12 protein-coding genes and 1 pseudogene are annotated in these 17,239 nt (G+C 70.9%); 4 read left to right on the top strand and 9 right to left on the bottom strand.

Features of this window, described 5'->3' with window-relative positions:
* Window positions 1–1,094, bottom strand: a 1,094-nt coding sequence (locus ACTWP8_RS28485; protein WP_443324961.1) for a GAF domain-containing protein, incomplete at its 3' end; no start/stop codon positions are given.
* A gap of 117 nt (window positions 1,095–1,211) precedes the next feature.
* Complete coding sequence (gene tal / locus ACTWP8_RS28480) at window positions 1,212–2,354, bottom strand: transaldolase (protein ID WP_443324960.1); 1,143 nt, start codon at window positions 2,352–2,354, stop codon at window positions 1,212–1,214.
* A gap of 320 nt (window positions 2,355–2,674) precedes the next feature.
* On the opposite strand from tal, the gene ACTWP8_RS28475 reads away from it, so the two are divergent.
* The 4 genes from ACTWP8_RS28475 to ACTWP8_RS28460 all read left to right on the top strand — a co-directional run bounded on the left by ACTWP8_RS28475 (window position 2,675) and on the right by ACTWP8_RS28460 (window position 7,290).
* Complete coding sequence (locus tag ACTWP8_RS28475) at window positions 2,675–3,856, top strand: 3-deoxy-7-phosphoheptulonate synthase (protein ID WP_443324959.1); 1,182 nt, start codon at window positions 2,675–2,677, stop codon at window positions 3,854–3,856.
* A 72-nt stretch (window positions 3,857–3,928) separates the two neighbouring features.
* Entirely contained in the window at window positions 3,929–4,699 is a 771-nt protein-coding gene (locus ACTWP8_RS28470) for a 2,3-dihydro-2,3-dihydroxybenzoate dehydrogenase (protein WP_443324958.1), read from the top strand.
* Between the two features lie 54 nt (window positions 4,700–4,753).
* Window positions 4,754–5,380 (top strand): isochorismatase family protein, encoded by a 627-nt coding sequence (locus tag ACTWP8_RS28465; RefSeq protein WP_443324957.1) that lies wholly within the window; start codon window positions 4,754–4,756, stop codon window positions 5,378–5,380.
* A gap of 32 nt (window positions 5,381–5,412) precedes the next feature.
* Window positions 5,413–7,290, top strand: a complete 1,878-nt coding sequence (locus ACTWP8_RS28460; protein WP_443324969.1) for an anthranilate synthase family protein — start codon at window positions 5,413–5,415, stop codon at window positions 7,288–7,290.
* Here the strand turns inward: ACTWP8_RS28460 and ACTWP8_RS28455 are convergent.
* The 7 genes and pseudogenes from ACTWP8_RS28455 to ACTWP8_RS28425 form a co-directional block, all read right to left on the bottom strand.
* On the bottom strand, window positions 7,279–8,496 hold the full coding sequence (locus tag ACTWP8_RS28455) for an NAD(P)/FAD-dependent oxidoreductase (RefSeq protein ID WP_443324956.1): 1,218 nt from the start codon (window positions 8,494–8,496) through the stop codon (window positions 7,279–7,281). The genes ACTWP8_RS28460 and ACTWP8_RS28455 overlap by 12 nt on opposite strands.
* The gene (locus ACTWP8_RS28450) at window positions 8,493–9,914 is read right to left on the bottom strand and encodes an FAD-dependent oxidoreductase (RefSeq protein ID WP_443324955.1); all 1,422 of its coding nucleotides are present in this window, start codon (window positions 9,912–9,914) and stop codon (window positions 8,493–8,495) included. Before ACTWP8_RS28450 ends, ACTWP8_RS28455 begins: the two co-directional genes overlap by 4 nt.
* Window positions 9,911–12,061: a molybdopterin oxidoreductase family protein gene (locus ACTWP8_RS28445; protein ID WP_443324954.1), complete on the bottom strand. Its 2,151-nt coding sequence runs from the start codon at window positions 12,059–12,061 to the stop codon at window positions 9,911–9,913. The genes ACTWP8_RS28450 and ACTWP8_RS28445 overlap by 4 nt, the downstream gene beginning before the upstream one ends.
* The gene (locus tag ACTWP8_RS28440; protein WP_443324953.1) at window positions 12,054–13,457 is read right to left on the bottom strand and encodes a nitrate/nitrite transporter; all 1,404 of its coding nucleotides are present in this window, start codon (window positions 13,455–13,457) and stop codon (window positions 12,054–12,056) included. The genes ACTWP8_RS28445 and ACTWP8_RS28440 overlap by 8 nt, the downstream gene beginning before the upstream one ends.
* Window positions 13,454–13,678, bottom strand: coding sequence for a hypothetical protein (locus ACTWP8_RS28435; RefSeq protein ID WP_443324952.1), 225 nt, complete (start codon window positions 13,676–13,678; stop codon window positions 13,454–13,456). Before ACTWP8_RS28435 ends, ACTWP8_RS28440 begins: the two co-directional genes overlap by 4 nt.
* Window positions 13,675–15,652 (bottom strand): annotated as a pseudogene (locus tag ACTWP8_RS28430) (FAD/NAD(P)-binding protein). The gene ACTWP8_RS28435 and the pseudogene ACTWP8_RS28430 overlap by 4 nt, the downstream one beginning before the upstream one ends.
* Entirely contained in the window at window positions 15,652–17,223 is a 1,572-nt protein-coding gene (locus ACTWP8_RS28425) for a class I adenylate-forming enzyme family protein (protein ID WP_443324951.1), read from the bottom strand. Before ACTWP8_RS28425 ends, ACTWP8_RS28430 begins: the two are co-directional and overlap by 1 nt.
* Window positions 17,224–17,239: the final 16 nt, after the last annotated feature.

Raw genomic sequence — 17,239 nt, 5'->3', positions numbered from 1 at the left:
TCGGTGAGCGGGCGGCTGGGGTCGAGGAACAGCGTGCCGAGGTACTCGTTGCCGGTGGCGACCGGCATGGTCCACATGCCGTCGTCCAGTTGCACCGGCGCCGGCTCACCGATGGTGTGAGCGTCCACCGTGGCCACCAGCAGGGCCGAGTCCTCCTGCTCCGGTATGTCCCCGGCTGTTGCGAGGACGGTGCCGTTGGCGGCGAAGATCAGCAGGCCGCCGTCGAGCCGCTGGCTGACCTCCTCGGCCAGAGCCCGGAGATCGCCGCCCCTCAGTACCAGTTCGATCAGCTGGTCGTGGATGGTGCTGAGCTCCTCGGTACTCCTCAGATCGGCTTCGCACCGGAAGGCGCTCTGCCGCAGGTCTTTCGCCTGGGCGGTGATGCGGTCCCACTGCCGGGTCCTCTCGATGGCCACACCGGCGATGTCCCCGAGGGTGCTGAGCAACGCGATCTCGTCCGCGGTGAAGTGACGCACCCTCCGATCGGCCACGTACAGTGCGCCGAGCGATTGTGTGCAGTCGCTCAGGGGAACCGCCATGACGGCGTGGAGACCTTCGGCCCCGACCATCTCATCGACGATTTCGCTGTGCTCGAACCGCTCGTCAGCGAGGTAGTCGGGGGTCCAGAACGGTGAGGGATTCGCCGCCAGGACGTTGCCGGTCTCCGTGCTCGCCGGCAGCCGCAGCCCCACGTTCAGCGCCGAGGTGTGGCCATCGGAAGCGTGCACACGGAAGCCTCCGTCTTCCTCGTCCGTGAGGCTGATGTAGGACATGTCGACACCGAGGAGGAGCCGGGCCCGCCTCGTGATGATCTTGAGTGCGGTCTCCATGTCGTGCATGGCGGCCAGTTCCCGTGCGGTGTCCACCAGACTGGTAAGGCCTGTCTCACGCTGCTGCCGCCGGTACAGCCGGGTGTGGATGGCCAAGGCTAAGCGCTTCGCGCATTCCATCGCCTCCAGTTCGACGCCGGTGACACCTCGCTTTCGAGCCTGCTGTACGGGCGTATCGAGACGGTCCGCAGGTCCGGCTTCGGACAGCAGCTCCAGCACGGCGAGTGCGTCGGCCCCGGCTCCGGAACGCTCCTCCTGCGACACAATGGCCTCCCATTCTCGGCTTCTTGGTCACCGGTGGTGAACGCTCGCACATGAGAGCCACGTGTCTCGAAATTGCGGGCCACACGTTGGAAACCGGAGTGAAATCAGCTGCCATCCTTACCGGTCAGGGACGTCTGTGGGCCGGAGCCGGGCGCCGACCGCCGTGCGGAGCTCCCGCCATGCGGCAGCCCGCCGTTCCGCACACTCGGCCTCGAGCTTCTGCATGACCGCGTCATAGAGGATGCCGAGCCGTTCCAGGCGGTCCAGCACCTCGCGAGCCGCCCGGTGTCCGCCCATCAGGGTGTCGCCCTGCAGATCGGCATGGCGGGCGACCGCGCCGAGCGTGCACAGTGACATCGCGTTGACCGTGCCCCAGGTGACGAACCCGTCGACGTACCGGGTCTGCGAAGCGGCCGCATCCGGCGCTGCGGTGGCAGTCCACATCAGGCGCTGCGGATGGGCCCCGGCCGCCCTCAGGGCGCGCCAGCGGTCGGAGCCGAGGCTCTCCTCGTAAGCCCGGTAGAACAAGCGGGCGTTGGCGAGCGCTGCCTCGCCGCGCAGCGCATGGGCGGCCGCGGTGCCCGATTCGGCCAGCCGGGCGTCCACCTCGGCATCGAGCAGACCGATGGGCAGCGAAGCCACCGAGGTGATCGCGGGCAGCCTCCGGCCGTCTTCCAGTGCGTGCTCGAGCCCTTCGACGTACGCGTCGAGGACCTCGCCGTAGCGCCGGACGGAGAAGATCTCCGTGACATGCACTCCGATGCCGCGAGCGATACAGTCCGACGCCGCCGCGATCCCCTCCGCGGTGGCCGGGATCTTGACCAGTGCACCCGGCCGGTTCACGGACCGGGAGAGCTCCTCGGCCTCCGCGACGGTCGACTCGGCGTCGTGCGCCGCCCGGGGGTCCATGTCCATCGACACATGGCCGTCGAGCCCGTGGGTCGTCTCGCGGACCTGACGCAGCTCGTCACAGGCCCAGCGGATGTCGTGGGCGCAGAGCGCGCGCACCGCCTCGTCGAGGGGGACCTCGCCGGCCGCCAGGAGCGCCAGTTGCTCACCGTAGGCGTCATCGTGCACCACGGCCCGGGCGAGAAGGGCGGGGTCCGAGGTGGCCCCGCGGATTCCGCTGCCCCCGATGAGGCGAGCGAGGCGGCCGGAGGAGATCAGGCCCCTGTGGATGCCGTCCAGCCAGGGAGAAACGCCCTCCGCGAGCAGTTGCTCCAGCTCCAAGCCACGAGCAGGTGTTGCCCCGTCCGTCATCAAGGATCGCAACTCCTCTGTGAGCCAGAAGTGGTATAGGGCAGCACAAGAAGAATAAAGAAATCTGCGCGGAGTTAATCAGGACTCACTCGAATATGTCAGGTTGGCGAAAATTGGCCGCTGTCGCGACCTGATGGAGTACCGGTCATTTGACGAAGTGCGAGAAAGGCCGTTGGCGGCTGCTCCGTCCGCCCCAGAGGATCGGGAATCGCCCCGGTTCGGCCGATGGCTGAAAGCGCTCCGGCTACGAAAAACCCGCACTGCGGCCCAGCCTTCCCTGGGTCCGCTGGGCTCACGCCCATTCGTCAGAGGAGTCACCGTTGGACAACGCTCTGCTCGACATCCGATGGAAACCGGCCAAGCAGCAGCCCGAGTGGGGTGATGCGTCGCGGCTTCAGCGAGTGAGAGAGGAACTGGCGGCCTCCCCCGGTCTCGTGGACGCCGAGGACGTACGCACCCTGCTCTCGCAGCTCGCCCGGGTCTCCGCCGGGGAAGCCCTGGTCGTGCAGTCGGGAGACTGCTCCGAGGACCCGGCGGAAAGCACCCTCGGCTATGTCGCCCGCAAGGCCGCCGTGCTGGACCTGCTGGCGGGCGCGATCAAGATGATCGCCCACAAGCCGGTGGTGCGCGCCGGCCGCATCGCGGGCCAGTTCGGCAAGCCCCGCTCCAACCCGACCGAGCGGGTCGGAGGCGCGGAACTCCCCGTCTACCGCGGTCACATGGTCAACAGCCCCGAGCCCGATCCGGACAGCAGGCGGCCCGCTCCCGGACGCCTCCTGACCTGCTACCAAGCAGCCGCCGACGTCATGGGACACCTGGGCTGGCGGAACCCGCGGGACCCGGCCGGGCGCTCGCGTATCGACGCTCCCGTGTGGACCAGCCATGAGGCGCTGCTGCTCGACTACGAACTTCCCATGGTTCGCCGGGACGAGGAGGGGCGGCTGGTCCTCACCTCCACGCACTGGCCGTGGATCGGCGAACGGACGCGCCGGCTTGACGGAGCCCATGTCGCCCTGCTCTCCCGGGTGGTCAACCCGGTGGCGTGCAAGGTCGGGCCGGGCATGACGGTCGACGAGCTGCTCGGGCTGTGCGAACGGCTCGATCCCGCGCGCGAGGCGGGGCGGCTCACCCTCATCGCCCGGATGGGCGCCGGAGTCGTGGCCGACCGGCTGCCCAAGCTCGTCGCGGCCGCGCGTGCCGAGGGGCATCCCGTCATCTGGCTCACCGACGCCATGCACGGGAACACCGTCACCCTTTCCAATGGATTCAAGACCCGCTTCCTGGAAGCGATCGAGCGGGAGATCAGCGAATTCCAGAATGCCGTCAGGACTGAGGGCGGCACGGCCGGCGGAATGCATTTGGAAACCACCCCTGACGATGTCACAGAATGCGTCCCCAACGAGTCCGGGGTCGAGCATGTCGGCGACAAATACACGAGCTTCTGCGACCCGCGGCTCAATCCGAGCCAAGCGCTCCGGGTGGCCTCGGCCTGGCTCGGATAGCCGGGGCCGGAATCGCCGCGGCAGCCATTCGTCACTTCGCCACCCCTAACGGCGCGTCAGGAGGTCCGAGAAATGGAGAACAAGGTCGCTCTGGTCACCGGAGCAGCAGGCGGAATCGGTGCGGCGGTGGCTCGCGCACTGGGCGGGCACGGTGTGGCGGTGGCCGCCGTGGACCGGGACGCCGACCGGCTGGAGCAGACGGCGGAGAAGCTGGCCGCCGACGGGCTGCGAGTCGAGGCGTTCCCCGCCGACGTCACGAGCAGCGCGGACGCGGAGTCCGTGGCCGACCGGGTCGAACGCAGCGTGGGCCCGGTGGAGTTCCTGGTCAATGCCGCGGGCGTGCTGCGCCTCGGCGAGGTCGGCAGGCTCACCGACGAGGACTGGGCCCACACCTTCGCGGTGAACGCGGGCGGGGTCTTCCACGTGTCCCGGGCCGTGGTCAACCGGATGGTGCCGAGAAAGCGCGGAGCGATCGTCACCGTGGCGTCCAACGCCGCCGGTACCCCACGTACGGAGATGGCCGCGTACGCCGCCTCCAAGGCAGCGGCTTCGATGTTCACCAAGTGCCTCGGCCTCGAGGTCGCCAGGCACGGCATCCGCTGCAATGTCGTGGCCCCGGGATCGACGGTCACCCCGATGCTCCGCTCCATGTGGCACGACGAGTCGGGTCCGCAGCGCACCATCGACGGGCGGCCCGAGGCCTTCAAGGTGGGCATCCCCCTGGGCCGGCTGGCCGACCCCTCGGACGTGGCCGACGCAGTCGTCTTCCTCCTCTCCGACCACGCCTCGCACATCACCCTGCACGACCTCACGGTCGACGGCGGAGCCTCCCTCGGTGTGTAGCGATGCCGGCGATGTCCACAACAAGCAGCGACCCGATCCAGCGGGAGAAGCGCCATGGCAGGCATACCCCCCATACAGTCCTACTCGATGCCGTCGGCGGGCGACCTGCCCGGCAACACCGCCCAGTGGTCCGTCGATCCGGATCGTGCGGTGCTCCTCGTCCACGACATGCAGCGCTACTTCCTCGCGCCCATCCCCGCAGAGGGCCCGCAGGACGAGCTGGTACGGAACGCCGTCCTGCTGCGCGAGCGCTGCACCGAACTCGGCGTCCCGGTGGCCTACACCATGCAGCCCGGCGGCATGACGAGTGAACAGCGCGGTCTGCTGAAGGACTTCTGGGGTCCCGGCATGCGGGTGGACCCGGTCGACCGGCAGGTCGTCGAACCACTGGCCCCGGCCCCGGACGACTGGACGTTCACCAAGTGGCGCTACAGCGCCTTCTTCCGGTCCGACCTGCTTCGGCGGATGCGCGAGCACGGCCGCGACCAGCTGGTCATCTGCGGCGTCTACGCACACGTCGGCGTACTGATGACCGCGGTCGACGCGTTCACCTACGACATCCAGCCCTTCCTGGTCGCCGACGCCGTCGCCGACTTCTCGCTCGAGTTTCACATGCTGGCCCTCACCTACGCGGCGCAGCGCTGCGCCATGGTCGTCACCGCCAAGGGAGCCCTCACATGACACGCACGCCGGGGACCCCCGAAGGGGAGTCCATGGAACAGGACCTGCTCGGCCGGGTGCTGGGCCCGCGCCCGCCCGCCTTCGCCCTGCTCCACCGTCCCGAGACAACCGGCCCGGCAGCCTTGGACGTACTGGTCGGCGAGGTGACCCTGCCGGACACGCTGGCCGGTATCCCCGTGCCGGAGAAGCCCCCGTCCACCGACGGGCCCCGCCACGACGTGCTGGCGGTCATCCCGTACCAGCAGATCACCGAGCGCGGCTTCACCGCCCCGGACGACGGCTCGCCGCTGGTCGCCCTGAACGTCACCGGCCAGGCCACGCTGCCTCTCTCCGAGGTCCTCCCCCGGCTTCCCGACGTCTCGATCCGGCTCTCCGGCGGACACTTCGAGGTGGACGACGCCACGTACGCCGACACGGTCCGCAGGGTCGTCGCCGAGGAAATCGGTACGGGAGAAGGCGCGAACTTCGTCATCAGGCGCTCGTTCGTCGCCGACATCAGCGACTACACGCCGCACAGCGCCCTGGTGTTCTTCCGCCGGCTCCTGGAGCGGGAGTCCGGCGCGTACTGGACGTTCATCGTCCACACCGGAGCACGGACGTTCGTCGGCGCCACCCCCGAGCGGCACATCAGCATGCGCGACGGCACTGCCGTGATGAACCCCATCAGCGGCACCTACCGCTATCCGCCCTCCGGACCCACGCTGCCGGAGGTACTGGACTTCCTCGCCGACCGCAAGGAGACCGACGAGCTCTACATGGTCGTCGACGAGGAGCTCAAGATGATGGCCCGGATCTGCGACGCCGGAGGCCGGGTCACCGGTCCGTATCTGAAGGAGATGGCCCGGCTCGCGCACACCGAGTACTTCATCGAGGGGCACAGCACGCGCGATCCGCGCGAAGTCCTGCGCGAGACGATGTTCGCCCCGACCGTCACCGGCAGCCCGCTGGAGAGCGCCTGCCGGGTCATCGCCCGGTACGAGCCCGAAGGCCGCGGCTACTACAGCGGGGTCATCGCCCTCATCGGCCACGACGAGCACGGAGGCCCGGCCCTGGACTCCTCCATCCTCATCCGCACCGCCGACATCGACACCGGCGGACGGCTGCGGATCGGCGTCGGCGCCACCCTGGTCCGGCACTCCGATCCGGACTCCGAGGTCGCCGAGACACGGGCCAAGGCGGCGGGGCTGCTCGCGGCACTCGAGGACAGCGGGCCCGAACGCTTCGCACAGCACCCGAGCGTCCGGACCGCCCTGGAGGGACGCAACGCCACCATCGCCGGCTTCTGGCTGGGGGAGGACCGGGACCGGGTCAGGACGGACCCGGTGCTGGCCGGCCGCCGGGTGCTGGTCGTCGACGCCGAGGACACCTTCACCTCGATGATCGGCCACCAGCTCGGCTCCCTCGGCCTGTCGGTGACCGTGCGCCGCTTCGACGAGCCGTACGCCTTCGAGGGCTACGACCTCGTCGTCATGGGGCCGGGGCCCGGAGACCCGCGCGAGACCGGGAACCCCAAGATCGAGCACCTGCGGACCGCGGTGCAGACCCTGCTCGCGGAGCGGCGGCCGTTCCTGGCTGTCTGCCTGAGCCACCAGGTGCTCAGCCTGCGGCTGGGGTTCCCCCTCATCCGCAGGAAGGTCCCGAACCAGGGCGTGCAGCGGGAGATCGACCTGTTCGGAGCCCGGGAGCGGGTCGGCTTCTACAACACCTTCGCCGCCAGGTGCCACGAGGAGAAGGCGGACTGCGCCGGCGTGGGGGTGGTGGAGGTGAGCCGGGATGCGGAGACGGGTGAGGTGCACGCGCTGCGCGGGCCTCGCTTCGCCTCGATGCAGTTCCACGCCGAATCGCTGCTCACACAGGACGGCGTCCGCATCATGGGCGGCGTGCTGAGGGATCTTCTGTCAGTCACGTGACGATGTGAAGAGCAACTGCTCGGGCGGGGCCGTGAGTTCGTGGCCGACCAGCGCGCGGAGGACGGGATACGCGGTGGCGTCACCGGCCAGGACCCCGCCGAGCAGCATCCTCCCGTCCTCACCGAGAACGAGCTTCGCGTACGTGCCCGCGGCGTTGTCGGCATGGACGAACTCCAGCGCGCCAGGGCTCTGGGCGTGCACGTCCCCGAAGCTGGCCACCTCGACGCCGAGCAGTTTGAGCTTGGTCGAGAGGTCTGCCCCCGGGAACGGCCTCTCACCGATTCCCAGCAGCTGCTCCACGACGGTTTCGGCCATGCGATAGCCGGGCGCGAGCAGCCCGTGGCAGCGGCCCCGTACCGCCGCGCACTCGCCCACCGCCCAGATGTGCTCGTCGCGGGTGCGGCAGTACTCGTCGACGAGGAACCCGCCGCGTTCGGCCGTCTCCAGCCCCGCGGGACCCGCGAGTTCGTCCCGGGGGCGGACTCCGGCGGAGAAGACCACGAGATCGGTCTCGAGCGTGGTGCCGTCGGCCAGCGTGACGGCGCGCACCCGTCCGTCGGGGCCGCCGTCGACGGACCGTATGGCGGTGCCGCAGTGCACATGTACGCCGAGCTCTCCGACGAGCCGGGCGAGGACCCGCCCCGCCCCTTCGTCGACCTGCAGCGGCATCAGCCGCGGCGCCATCTCGACGACGTGGGGGCGCATGCCCAGCAGACGCAGCGCATTGGCGGCCTCCAGGCCGAGCAGGCCGCCGCCGACCACGACGCCGGGCCGGCCCGCCGTGGCCGCCGCCCGGATCGCGTCGAGGTCGTCGAAAGTGCGGTAGACGAAGCAGCCGGGAAGGTCGCGCCCGGGCACCGGCGGCAGAAACGGCCGCGAACCGGTCGCCAGCACCAGCGCGTCGTATGCGGTCACGGTGGAATCGGCGGCAGCCACCGTACGTGCCCGCCGGTCGATCCCGGTCACGGCCGTGGACAGCCTCAGGTCCACCATCGGGTCGCGCAGGAACTCCTCGTCCGCCAGGCTGAGTTCGCTCGCGCTCATGCCCTCCAGATAGGACGAGAGCGCGACCCGGTTGTAGGCGGGATGAGCCTCCTCGGCCAGGATGACGACGCGCCAGGTGCCCCGGCGGTCCCGGTACCGGAGATTGCGTACGAGATGGTGGCCGACCATTCCGTGCCCGGCGACGACCAGGGTGCGGGTCATGATCCGCTGCTCCGTCCGGCCGCCGTCGCCGCCTCGCCGGCGGAGCGCGCCGCGTCGCGGATGCGACGCACATCGTCCCGGCAGCCCCCGCACCCGGTGGTCGCGCGGGTCGCCTCGGCGATGTCCGTCAGCTCGCGGGCGCCGTCCCGCCAGGCCCGCAGCAGGCCGCCCTTGGTGACGTTGTTGCAGTGGCAGATCACCGCGTCCTCCGGCAGCTCGACGGGGGCCGGGCGCTCGGCCGCGGCCGTTCCCAGCAGGAGCCCGAGCCGGTCCGACGGCACGGGCAGATCCCGGTCGTACAGCCGGGTGACCGAGGCGACGGCCTCGGGGAAGCCGACCACGACCGCACCGGTGATGCGCTGGTCGGCCAGCGCCAGTCTGGCGTAGCGGCCGCGGGCGGGGTCCGAGAGCGTCACCGCTTCGACCTTGGCGTGCGGGTCGGTGAGGTCGTCGAGCGAGCCCAGGGAGACGACATCGAGGCCGGATGCCTTCAGCCGGATGATGGTTCTGGTGCCGCGGTAGCGCACCCGGTGGCCGACGAGGAGCCGGGCGAGGGTCTCGGCCTGGTCCCAGGCCGGTGCGATCAGCCGCGGCACGGCGCCCGCGTGCTCCGCACAGTCCCCGATGGCGTGGATGCGCGGGTCGTCGGTCCGCAACCGGTCGTCGACCAGCACGCCGGTCCGCACGGCCAGCCCTGCCCGGCGGGCAACCCCGACTTCCGGTACGGCTCCGGCGCACAGCAGCAGGGTGTCGGCGCCGAGCACCTCGCCGCCCTCCAGGGTGAGTTGGCCCGACCGATACGCGACGGCCCGGCGTCCGAGCCGCAGGTCCACGCCCAGCTCGTCGAGTTTCCCGGCGAGGAGGCGGCCGGCCACGGCATCGAGTTGCCGGTCCATCGGGTAGGGCTTCGGGTGCACCAGGGTGACCGCGCAGCCCCTGCCCCGCAGGGCGAGCGCCGTCTCCACCCCGAGAACTCCGCCGCCCAGCACGGTCACGCGGGCTTCAGCGGTCCGCTCGCAGTCGGTCAGGGTCCGAACGGCCCGCACTCCGGCGGCCAGGTGTCCGTCGGGGCCCCGCAGGCCGGGCACCAAGGGAGTGCGCGGACGCGCTCCGGTGGCGATGACGAGGACGTCGTACGGGTGCACCCCACGGTCGTCGCAGTGCACCAGGCGCCGCGTCCGGTCGATCCGCGTCGCGCGGACTCCGGTCCGCACCCGCGGGCCGGCCGGAAGGGCGGGCAGCGTCACGTCTGCGGGACTCAGCGTACGGCCGAGAACCGAGGTCAGCAGGGCCCGGTTGTAGGCGGCACACGGTTCCGCCCCGAGTACGGTGACCGTTCCCCGGTGGCCGTGGTGGCGCAGCCGGTCCACGAACCGGTGTCCGGCCGGTCCGTTGCCCATGACGACGACCCGGGTCATCCGCGCACGTCCGTGGCCGGGACGGTGCAGGGTTCGATCCGCACCGCGCAGACCTTGAACTCCGGCATTCCGCTGCGCGGGTCGAGAGCCGCATGGGTGATGAGGTTCGCCCGGCCGGTGCCCGGAAAGTGGAACGGGAGGAAGACCGTGTCCGGGAGCATGGTCCCGACCAGCCGTACGCGGGCCACTGTGCTCCCTCGCGCGGAGCTGACCAGGGCGAGCGCGCCGTCGCGGAGTCCGGCGTGGCCGGCGGTGTCGGGGTGCACCTCGACGAATGCCTCCGGTGCGGTCTCGTTGAGTTCGGCGACCCTGCGGGTCTGCGCACCGGACTGGTAGTGGGCGAGTACCCGGCCGGTGGTGGCGTACAGGGGGTAGTCGGGCCGGGTGGTCTCGGCCGCGTCGCGGTGGTCGACCTCGGCGAACCGCGCGCGCCCGTCAGGGTGCGCGAAGCTGTCGAGAAACAGCCGGGGCGTACCGGAGTGCGGCTCAGCCACGCCCGGCAGGTCCGTGGCCGGCCGGTCCGCGTCCGGCAGGTCCGCGCCCGGCAGGTCCGGGCACGGCCAGTGCAGTGTCTCCCCGGCGTCCAGCCGCTCGTAACTGATGCCGGAATAGTCCGCCTTGCCGCCGCGGGAGGCGCGGCGCAGCTCGTCGAAGACCTCGCGCGGTGCGGTGGGGTAGCGATGGGGCGGCTCCCCGAGCCGTATGGCCAGGCCGTGCAGGACTTCCAGGTCGCTGCGCACGCCGGACGGCGGGGACAGCAGCCGCCGGCGGCGCAGCACCCGGCCGTCGAGGTTGGTCATCGTGCCTTCCTCTTCGGCCCACTGGGACACCGGCAGCACGACGTCGGCCATCCGAGCCGTCTCCGACGGCACGAAGTCGGCTACCACCAGCAGGTCCAACGTGGCCATGCGGTCGGTGACATGGCGGGCATGCGGTGCGGAGACGGCCGGATTCGAGCCGAACACCAGCAGCGCCCGCGGGCCCTTCTCCGTGCCGAGCGCGTCGAGCAACTCGTAGGCGCTGCGGCCCGCGCCGGGCAGGGCACCGGGCGGTACGCCCCAGACCCCGGCGACATGAGCACGCGCCGCGGGGTCGGTGATCAACCGGTAGCCGGGGAGCTGGTCCGCCTTCTGCCCGTGCTCGCGGCCGCCCTGGCCGTTCCCCTGCCCGGTCAGGCACCCGTAGCCGCTGCCCTCGCGGCCCGGCATCCCGAGCGCCAGCGCAAGGTTGATGAAGCCGGAGACCGTGTCGGTGCCCTTGCTGTGCTGCTCGGCACCGCGGCCGGTCAGCACATAGGCCCGCCCGGCCTCGGCGAGCATCCGCACTGCGGTGCGCTGCGCGGACACCGGTACGCCCGTGACGCGCTCGACCCGCTCGGGCCACCAGGTCGCCGCCCGCCGCCACGCCGCCTCGAACCCGGTGGTGCGGTCGCGTACGTAGTCCTCCGCCCACCAGCCGTCGACGAACGCGATGTGCAGCAGGCCCAGCGCCAGCGCGAGGTCCGTGCCCGGCGCGGGCTGCAGGTGGAGCGCGGCGCGCTCGGCGGTCACGGTGCGCCGGGGGTCGACGACGATCAGGTCCGCCCGGTCGAAGTGCTGCATCAGCGGGGGCATCGTCTCGGCCGGATTCGCGCCCACCAGCATGACCGCATCGGCTCGTCCGAGGTCGGTGACGGGGAAGGGAAGCCCGCGGTCGAGGCCGAACGCGGCGTTCCCGGCCGCCGCGGCCGAGGACATACAGAACCGGCCGTTGTAGTCGATCTGGCTGGTACCCAGGGCCAGGCGGGCGAACTTGCCCAGCAGATAGGCCTTTTCATTGGTCAGGCCGCCCCCGCCGAACACGGCCGCGGCGTCCGGGCCGTGCCGGGCCCGGATACGGAGCAGGGCGGAGGCGACGGCGTCGAGGGCGGTGTCCCAGCCGACCGGCGTGAGCTCCCCGTCTTCGCCGCGCACCAGCGGGTGGCGAAGGCGGTCGGGGACGTCCAGCAGCGCGGGCGCCGTCCAGCCCTTCTGGCACAACCTGCCCCGGTTGACGGGGAAGTCGGAGGGGCGCACCACCACACCTTGTGCGGCCTCACGGCTCAGCCGGGTGCCGCACTGCAGGGCGCAGTACGGGCAGTGGGTCGCCACCGTCCGCGGTTCAGACACGCGTTGCCTCCGTCGTCCTGCCCGCCTGCGCTGTCCGGCGAGCGCCCCCCGCCGCACCGGCACGCGGCCGCTCGCGCCGAAGGTAGACGATCCGGGTGGCCGCCACGCACAGTGCGTAGAACCCGAGGAACCCGACGAACGCGGGCTCCCCGGTCCCCCCGGCGCCCCCGTAGGCGGCGCGGAAGGCCAGGTTGACCGCCACACCGCCGAGTGCACCGACCGCTCCGGCGATGCCGATCACCGCGCCGGACAGCCGCCGTGCGCGCGCGAAGGCGCTCGTGGCGTCATGCCCCGCGGTGACCGCGGCCTCCGCCTCCCCGGCGAGGACCGCCGGGATCATCTTGTACGTGGAGCCGTTGCCGATGCCGCTGAGGACGAACAAGACGGTGAACCCTGCGACGAACAGCGGGAAGGAGTTCCGGGACGAGGCCACGAGCAGCACGCCCGCCCCTGCGGCCATGGCGAGGAAGTTCCAGAACGTGACGCGTGCGCCGCCCCAGCGGTCGGCCATCCAGCCGCCCGCCGGACGGGACAGCGAGCCGAGGAGCGGTCCGAGGAACGTGTAACCGGCCGCCTCCAGCGGGGTGGAGCCGAACTGGTGCTGCAGCACGAGGCCGAAAGCGAAGCCGTAGCCGATGAACGAGCCGAACGTCCCGACGTACAGCAGAGATATCCACCAGGTGTGGCGGTTCGCCGCCGCCTGGCGCAGGATCCCCGGCTCGGCACGGTTCGCCTCGATGTTGTCCATCCCCAGCGCGGCCAGCAGCGAGGCCAGCACGATCAGCGGAAGGTAGACCGCCGCGACGTACGAGGGGTGGGTGCTGCCCGCCGTGGCGATCACCAGCAGGCCGACGAGCTGGACCACCGCGACCCCGAGGTTGCCGCCCCCGGCATTGAGCCCCAGTGCCCAGCCCTGATGCCGTTGCGGGAAGAAGCCGGCGATGTTCGTCATCGACGAGGCGAAGGTGCCGCCGCCGACTCCGGCCGTGGCACCGATGGCCATGAACACCCACAGCGGGGTGCCCGGTCGCTGGACGAAGTACAGGGCCAGCAGCGTGGGAACGAGCAGGATGACGGAGCTGAACACGGTCCAGTTGCGGCCGCCGAAGCGGGTGACCGCATAGCTGTAGGGCAGCCGCAGTGCCGCACCCACCAGGGTCGGAGTGACGACCAGCAGGAACTTCTCGCCGGGGCCGAAGCCGAGGCCGATCTCCGGGGACAGGTACAGCACCAGGACCGACCAGATGCTCCAGACCGAGAACCCGATGTGCTCCGAGAAGACCGACAGGACCAGATTGCGCCGCGCGATGTGCTTGCCACCGCGCTCCCAGAACGTCTCGTCCTCCGGGTCCCAGTCCTGGATCCGCCGGCCGGAGTTGCTCCGTACGGTCGTCAAGTCTCTCCTCGGCTTTCACCATGGGGTGAGGGTCGCGGCCGGCGGTCCGCCAGCGGACCGGCGGCGCCGGTGCAGCCGGACGGGTCGCCCAGGACGGCCAGTTCCTCCGTGCCAAGGCGGTCCTTCAGCTCCGGGGCCGCCTCGACGGGGGTGCCGGCCCGTACGGGTGAGAGCAGGCCGGCGTCAGTCCGGGCGACCGGCTCCTCCGGCTGCCCGGTCACACGATCACCGTCGTCAGATCGGTTTCGGCCGCGGACGGCCCCGCCTCCGACGGCACGTTGGCGACGGGTGGCAGAGCCAGGACGGCACGGGCGATCGCGTCGGAATCGCCGAGGATGACCGAGTCCGCTCCCGGGCGGATGCTTGCCGCGGTCACCCAGTGAGCGGACTCGGGTGGGGACGCCGTAGGCGAACCGGCGGGGATGGACACGTCCCCGCCGGTCGAGGACCTGGGAGGGCCGCTCGGTGACGTCGAGCCCACCGGTCTCGTAGGCGGTGCCGCACGAACCGGTAATGCGGTACGGGCGGCACTGGTCCGTGTCCAGCAGGTGACGCAGCAACGGGTCGGCGGTGCGGCGCAGGTCGGGCTCGGGCAGCCGCGCCTCGATCAGGGCGGTCGCCCGTACCGGGGGGCCGGGCACGACCAGGGACTCGGCGACGAAGCCCGGGGCGAAGGTGTCGAACCGCACCTGGGTCTGCGGCCCGATGATCCCCAGGATTCCGGCCTCGATGAGCGCGACCGTCTCTTCGGCGCGCGAGACGGGCGGGCCGGTGGAGAGGAAGGCGTTGAGCGGGGTGTACCAGCCCTCCAGATCGTCCCGGTGCGAATTGCCCTCCAGCCCGGCGTGGTCCACGGCGAGCCGGACCTCGTTGCGCAGATCGCGCAGCACGTCCACGGCCGCCTTGAGGGGCCCGCTGACATTGCCCGCCCTCGCCTCGCGGATGTCGCGGGCCAGGTGCTCCAGCAGCCAGGAACGAAAGTCCTCCCGGCTGGTGAACTCGCGCCCTGCGTAGGGCCGGGCGAGCCGCTCCCAGTCCCACCGGTCCGCGGCCTGGATGCCGTACCTGTCCAGCAGCCGGGCGTGGTCCGGCTCCCGCTCATTGGACAGGTACTCCTCGACGAAGGCTTCCCGCTCGGCGCCGCGGCCCCGGGAATCCAGCAGCGTGCCGTAGTAGACGCTCTCCACTTCGCGAGCGATGAGCGGCCACAGATCCGTGCCGAAGTGGACCCGCTCGCCTTCCTCGGCACGACGGCGCAGCCGGGCGATGGTCCCCGGAGTGAGCAGCCGGGGGACGTACCTGCCGGAGGGGCCCTTCTCGTTCTCGCCACGGGCGTGGTACGGGACGCCGCGGCGCGAGAACGCGTACAGCCGCGGCTCCTGCCCCGAGGGCCGGTAGACGAGCCGGTCCTGGTCGCGGACGAAGGATCCGCCGCGTCCCACGCTGAACAGTGCCAGGTAATCGACGAAGTTCAGGCCCAGGCCGCGCAGCAGCACGGGCTCGCCGGGCCGGATCCCGCTCAGGTCCACGTCCGCGGGGTTGGCCGGGGTGATGTAGGTGAGGTAGTGGATGCGGGCCAGGCTCGCCGTCCGCGCCTCCTGAGGCGTCAGCCGGGCGGGTACGTGTCCTTGGGCCAGCACGATGGCGTCCAGCTGGTTGAGCCGGGTGCCGTCCTCGAGCCGGATGCCCTGCGGGCCGCCGGGGACTCCGTGCGTGTCGGCCATGGCGACGGCTCGCGACCGGTGCTCATGGATGGTGACATGCTCGGGGGCGCCCGCGACGACCCACTGGAAGCAGTCCTTCAGATAGCGGCCGTACAGGGCCCGGGTGGGGTAGGAGTCGGGCCCCAGGTTCTCGGCCTCGGCCAGGGTCGCGTCGTCGTAGTCGCCCTGCCCGCCCAGCAGGCCGAGGCCCTTGGCCCATTCGTACAGGCTCGTTCCTGGCTCGACGGGACCCTCGATCCGCACGCTGCTGTCGGTGTAGATGGTGATCTGCGATGCCACGGTGTTCATCAGGAGGTGGCGGGACTGCTCGGTGCGCCAGACACTTCCGGCTCCGGGGGCGAACGGGTCGACGACATGCACGGTCACGGTGGAACGCGACGGCGTTCTCCGCTCGTTGGCACACAGCCGTTCCAGCACCGAAAGGCCGCGGGGGCCGGCGCCGACGATGCAGACCTCGGCGTGACTGCTCATCACCGGCCCCGGTTTCCCGCCCCCAGCAGCCGGGCCAGCTCCAGCCGCTTGATCTTCGTCGTCGCGGTCTGCGGCAGGTCGTCCAGCTTCCACTGGACGGGCTCGGCCATCGCGGGCAGACCCGCCGCCGCGGACCTCCAGGCCGTCAGGTCCAGGGGCTTGTCGTCCCGGGTGCAGACCACCGGGAGGGGCGTGCCGTTCTCGTCCGGGATGATGATGACCTCGACGAGTTCCGGCAGGCGGGCGAACAGCGTGTCCTCGATCTCCAGGGTGCTGTCGATCCCGGGGATCTCGTCGACCTCGCGGTCCAGCAGGTGCAGACAGCCCCATTTCGTGCGGTAGCCCAGGTCGCCCATGCGCCACCAGCCGTCGTTGACCTGCTTCTCCCAGCGCGCGTGCTCGCCGAGATACGTGACGATCCGTCCGTCGCTGCGGACCTCGATGTATCCCGGTGACGACTTGGTGGGCGGATTGCCGTCGCGGCTCACCACACGTACGCCCGTCATGCCGGGGAAGGGAGAGCCGACACACCGGCCGTCCGCCTCCGTGCCCCGCTTCTTGCTGTACGCGCGCCCGGCGATCGGGCCCACCTCGCTCTGCCCGTACAGCTGGAAGAACAGCGGGAACTTCCGCTTGGTCGCGCCCAGCATGCGGTGCACGGTCCGCGGGTGGAGGGCGTCGAAGGTGCTGCTGAAGAACTTCACGTTCGCCAGCGGCCTGCGCGGGTCGTCCGCCAGGACCTCCCAGTGCATGAACGTGTTGGGGTGGGCTTCGATGAAGCCGGGGGAGACGTGCGTGAAGACATCGCCGACGCTGCCCGGGTCGTCGTCCCGGAGGACGATGAGCGGGTGCCCCTGGAGCACCGAGATCGGCATGATGGTGAACATCCGCGAGTGCACGAACGAGATGTGCATCGCCACCGGCTCGCTGCGCCTGACCTTCAGGGCCATCACGGTTCCCTGCGGGCGGTAGCGCGCCTCGAAGGTACGCCCGGTGTGCACGGCCAGCTTCGGTGTGCCGGTGGTCCCGGAGGTGTGCGTGATCAGCGTCGGGTGATCCGGGGACATGACGATGGGGTCGACACGCCTGACGCCCGCGAGCGATGCGAGCTCGGTGGCGTCCTGGAAGCTGCCCGAGGTGAGCAGTACGCGCTCCGAGAGGCCGAAGACCTCGGGCGGCAGCTCCTGTTCGAGCTTGTCCTGATCGGTCAGCAGGTAGGGCTGGTCCACCCGGCGCAGCAACTCGGCGACGGTGGCGCCGTCCAGTTTCGGCGACAGCAGTACGGGGACGGCGCCGATCCGGGCCACGGAGCAGGCGAGGAGCGAGATGTCGAAACCGTTGGTCTTGAAGACGACGACGCGCTGCCCCGGACGGACCTTGGCGGCCCACAGGCGGGAGGCGAAGTCGTCGACCAGGTCGGCCACTTCCGTCAGCGTGACGCGGCGTCCGAGCTTCGGCGCGATGTCGAGTTCGTGATCGAGGATCACGGGACTCGCGGGGTGCCTGGCCGCCGCCCGGTCGAAGAGCGTTCCCAGCTGAATGCCCTTGTTTGCTATGCGCTGCAGAAGCATGTGCTGCCCTCTCATT

Source organism: Streptomyces sp. 7N604 (genome assembly GCF_052245475.1).
In the GTDB taxonomy this organism is placed as follows: Bacteria; Actinomycetota; Actinomycetes; order Streptomycetales; family Streptomycetaceae; genus Streptomyces.
The sequence above is the reverse complement of the archived record's forward strand: the minus strand, read 5'-3'. Positions and strand labels throughout refer to the sequence as shown.

Bases quoted from the DNA above. Each gene is read 5' to 3' on its own strand.
- tal (WP_443324960.1), bottom strand. From the start codon at position 2,354: ATGACGGACGGGGCAACACCTGCTCGTGGCTTGGAGCTGGAGCAACTG.
- ACTWP8_RS28470 (WP_443324958.1), top strand. From the start codon at position 3,929: ATGGAGAACAAGGTCGCTCTGGTCACCGGAGCAGCAGGCGGAATCGGT.
- ACTWP8_RS28465 (WP_443324957.1), top strand. From the start codon at position 4,754: ATGGCAGGCATACCCCCCATACAGTCCTACTCGATGCCGTCGGCGGGC.
- ACTWP8_RS28460 (WP_443324969.1), top strand. From the start codon at position 5,413: ATGGAACAGGACCTGCTCGGCCGGGTGCTGGGCCCGCGCCCGCCCGCC.
- ACTWP8_RS28455 (WP_443324956.1), bottom strand. From the start codon at position 8,496: ATGACCCGCACCCTGGTCGTCGCCGGGCACGGAATGGTCGGCCACCAT.
- ACTWP8_RS28450 (WP_443324955.1), bottom strand. From the start codon at position 9,914: ATGACCCGGGTCGTCGTCATGGGCAACGGACCGGCCGGACACCGGTTC.
- ACTWP8_RS28425 (WP_443324951.1), bottom strand. From the start codon at position 17,223: ATGCTTCTGCAGCGCATAGCAAACAAGGGCATTCAGCTGGGAACGCTC.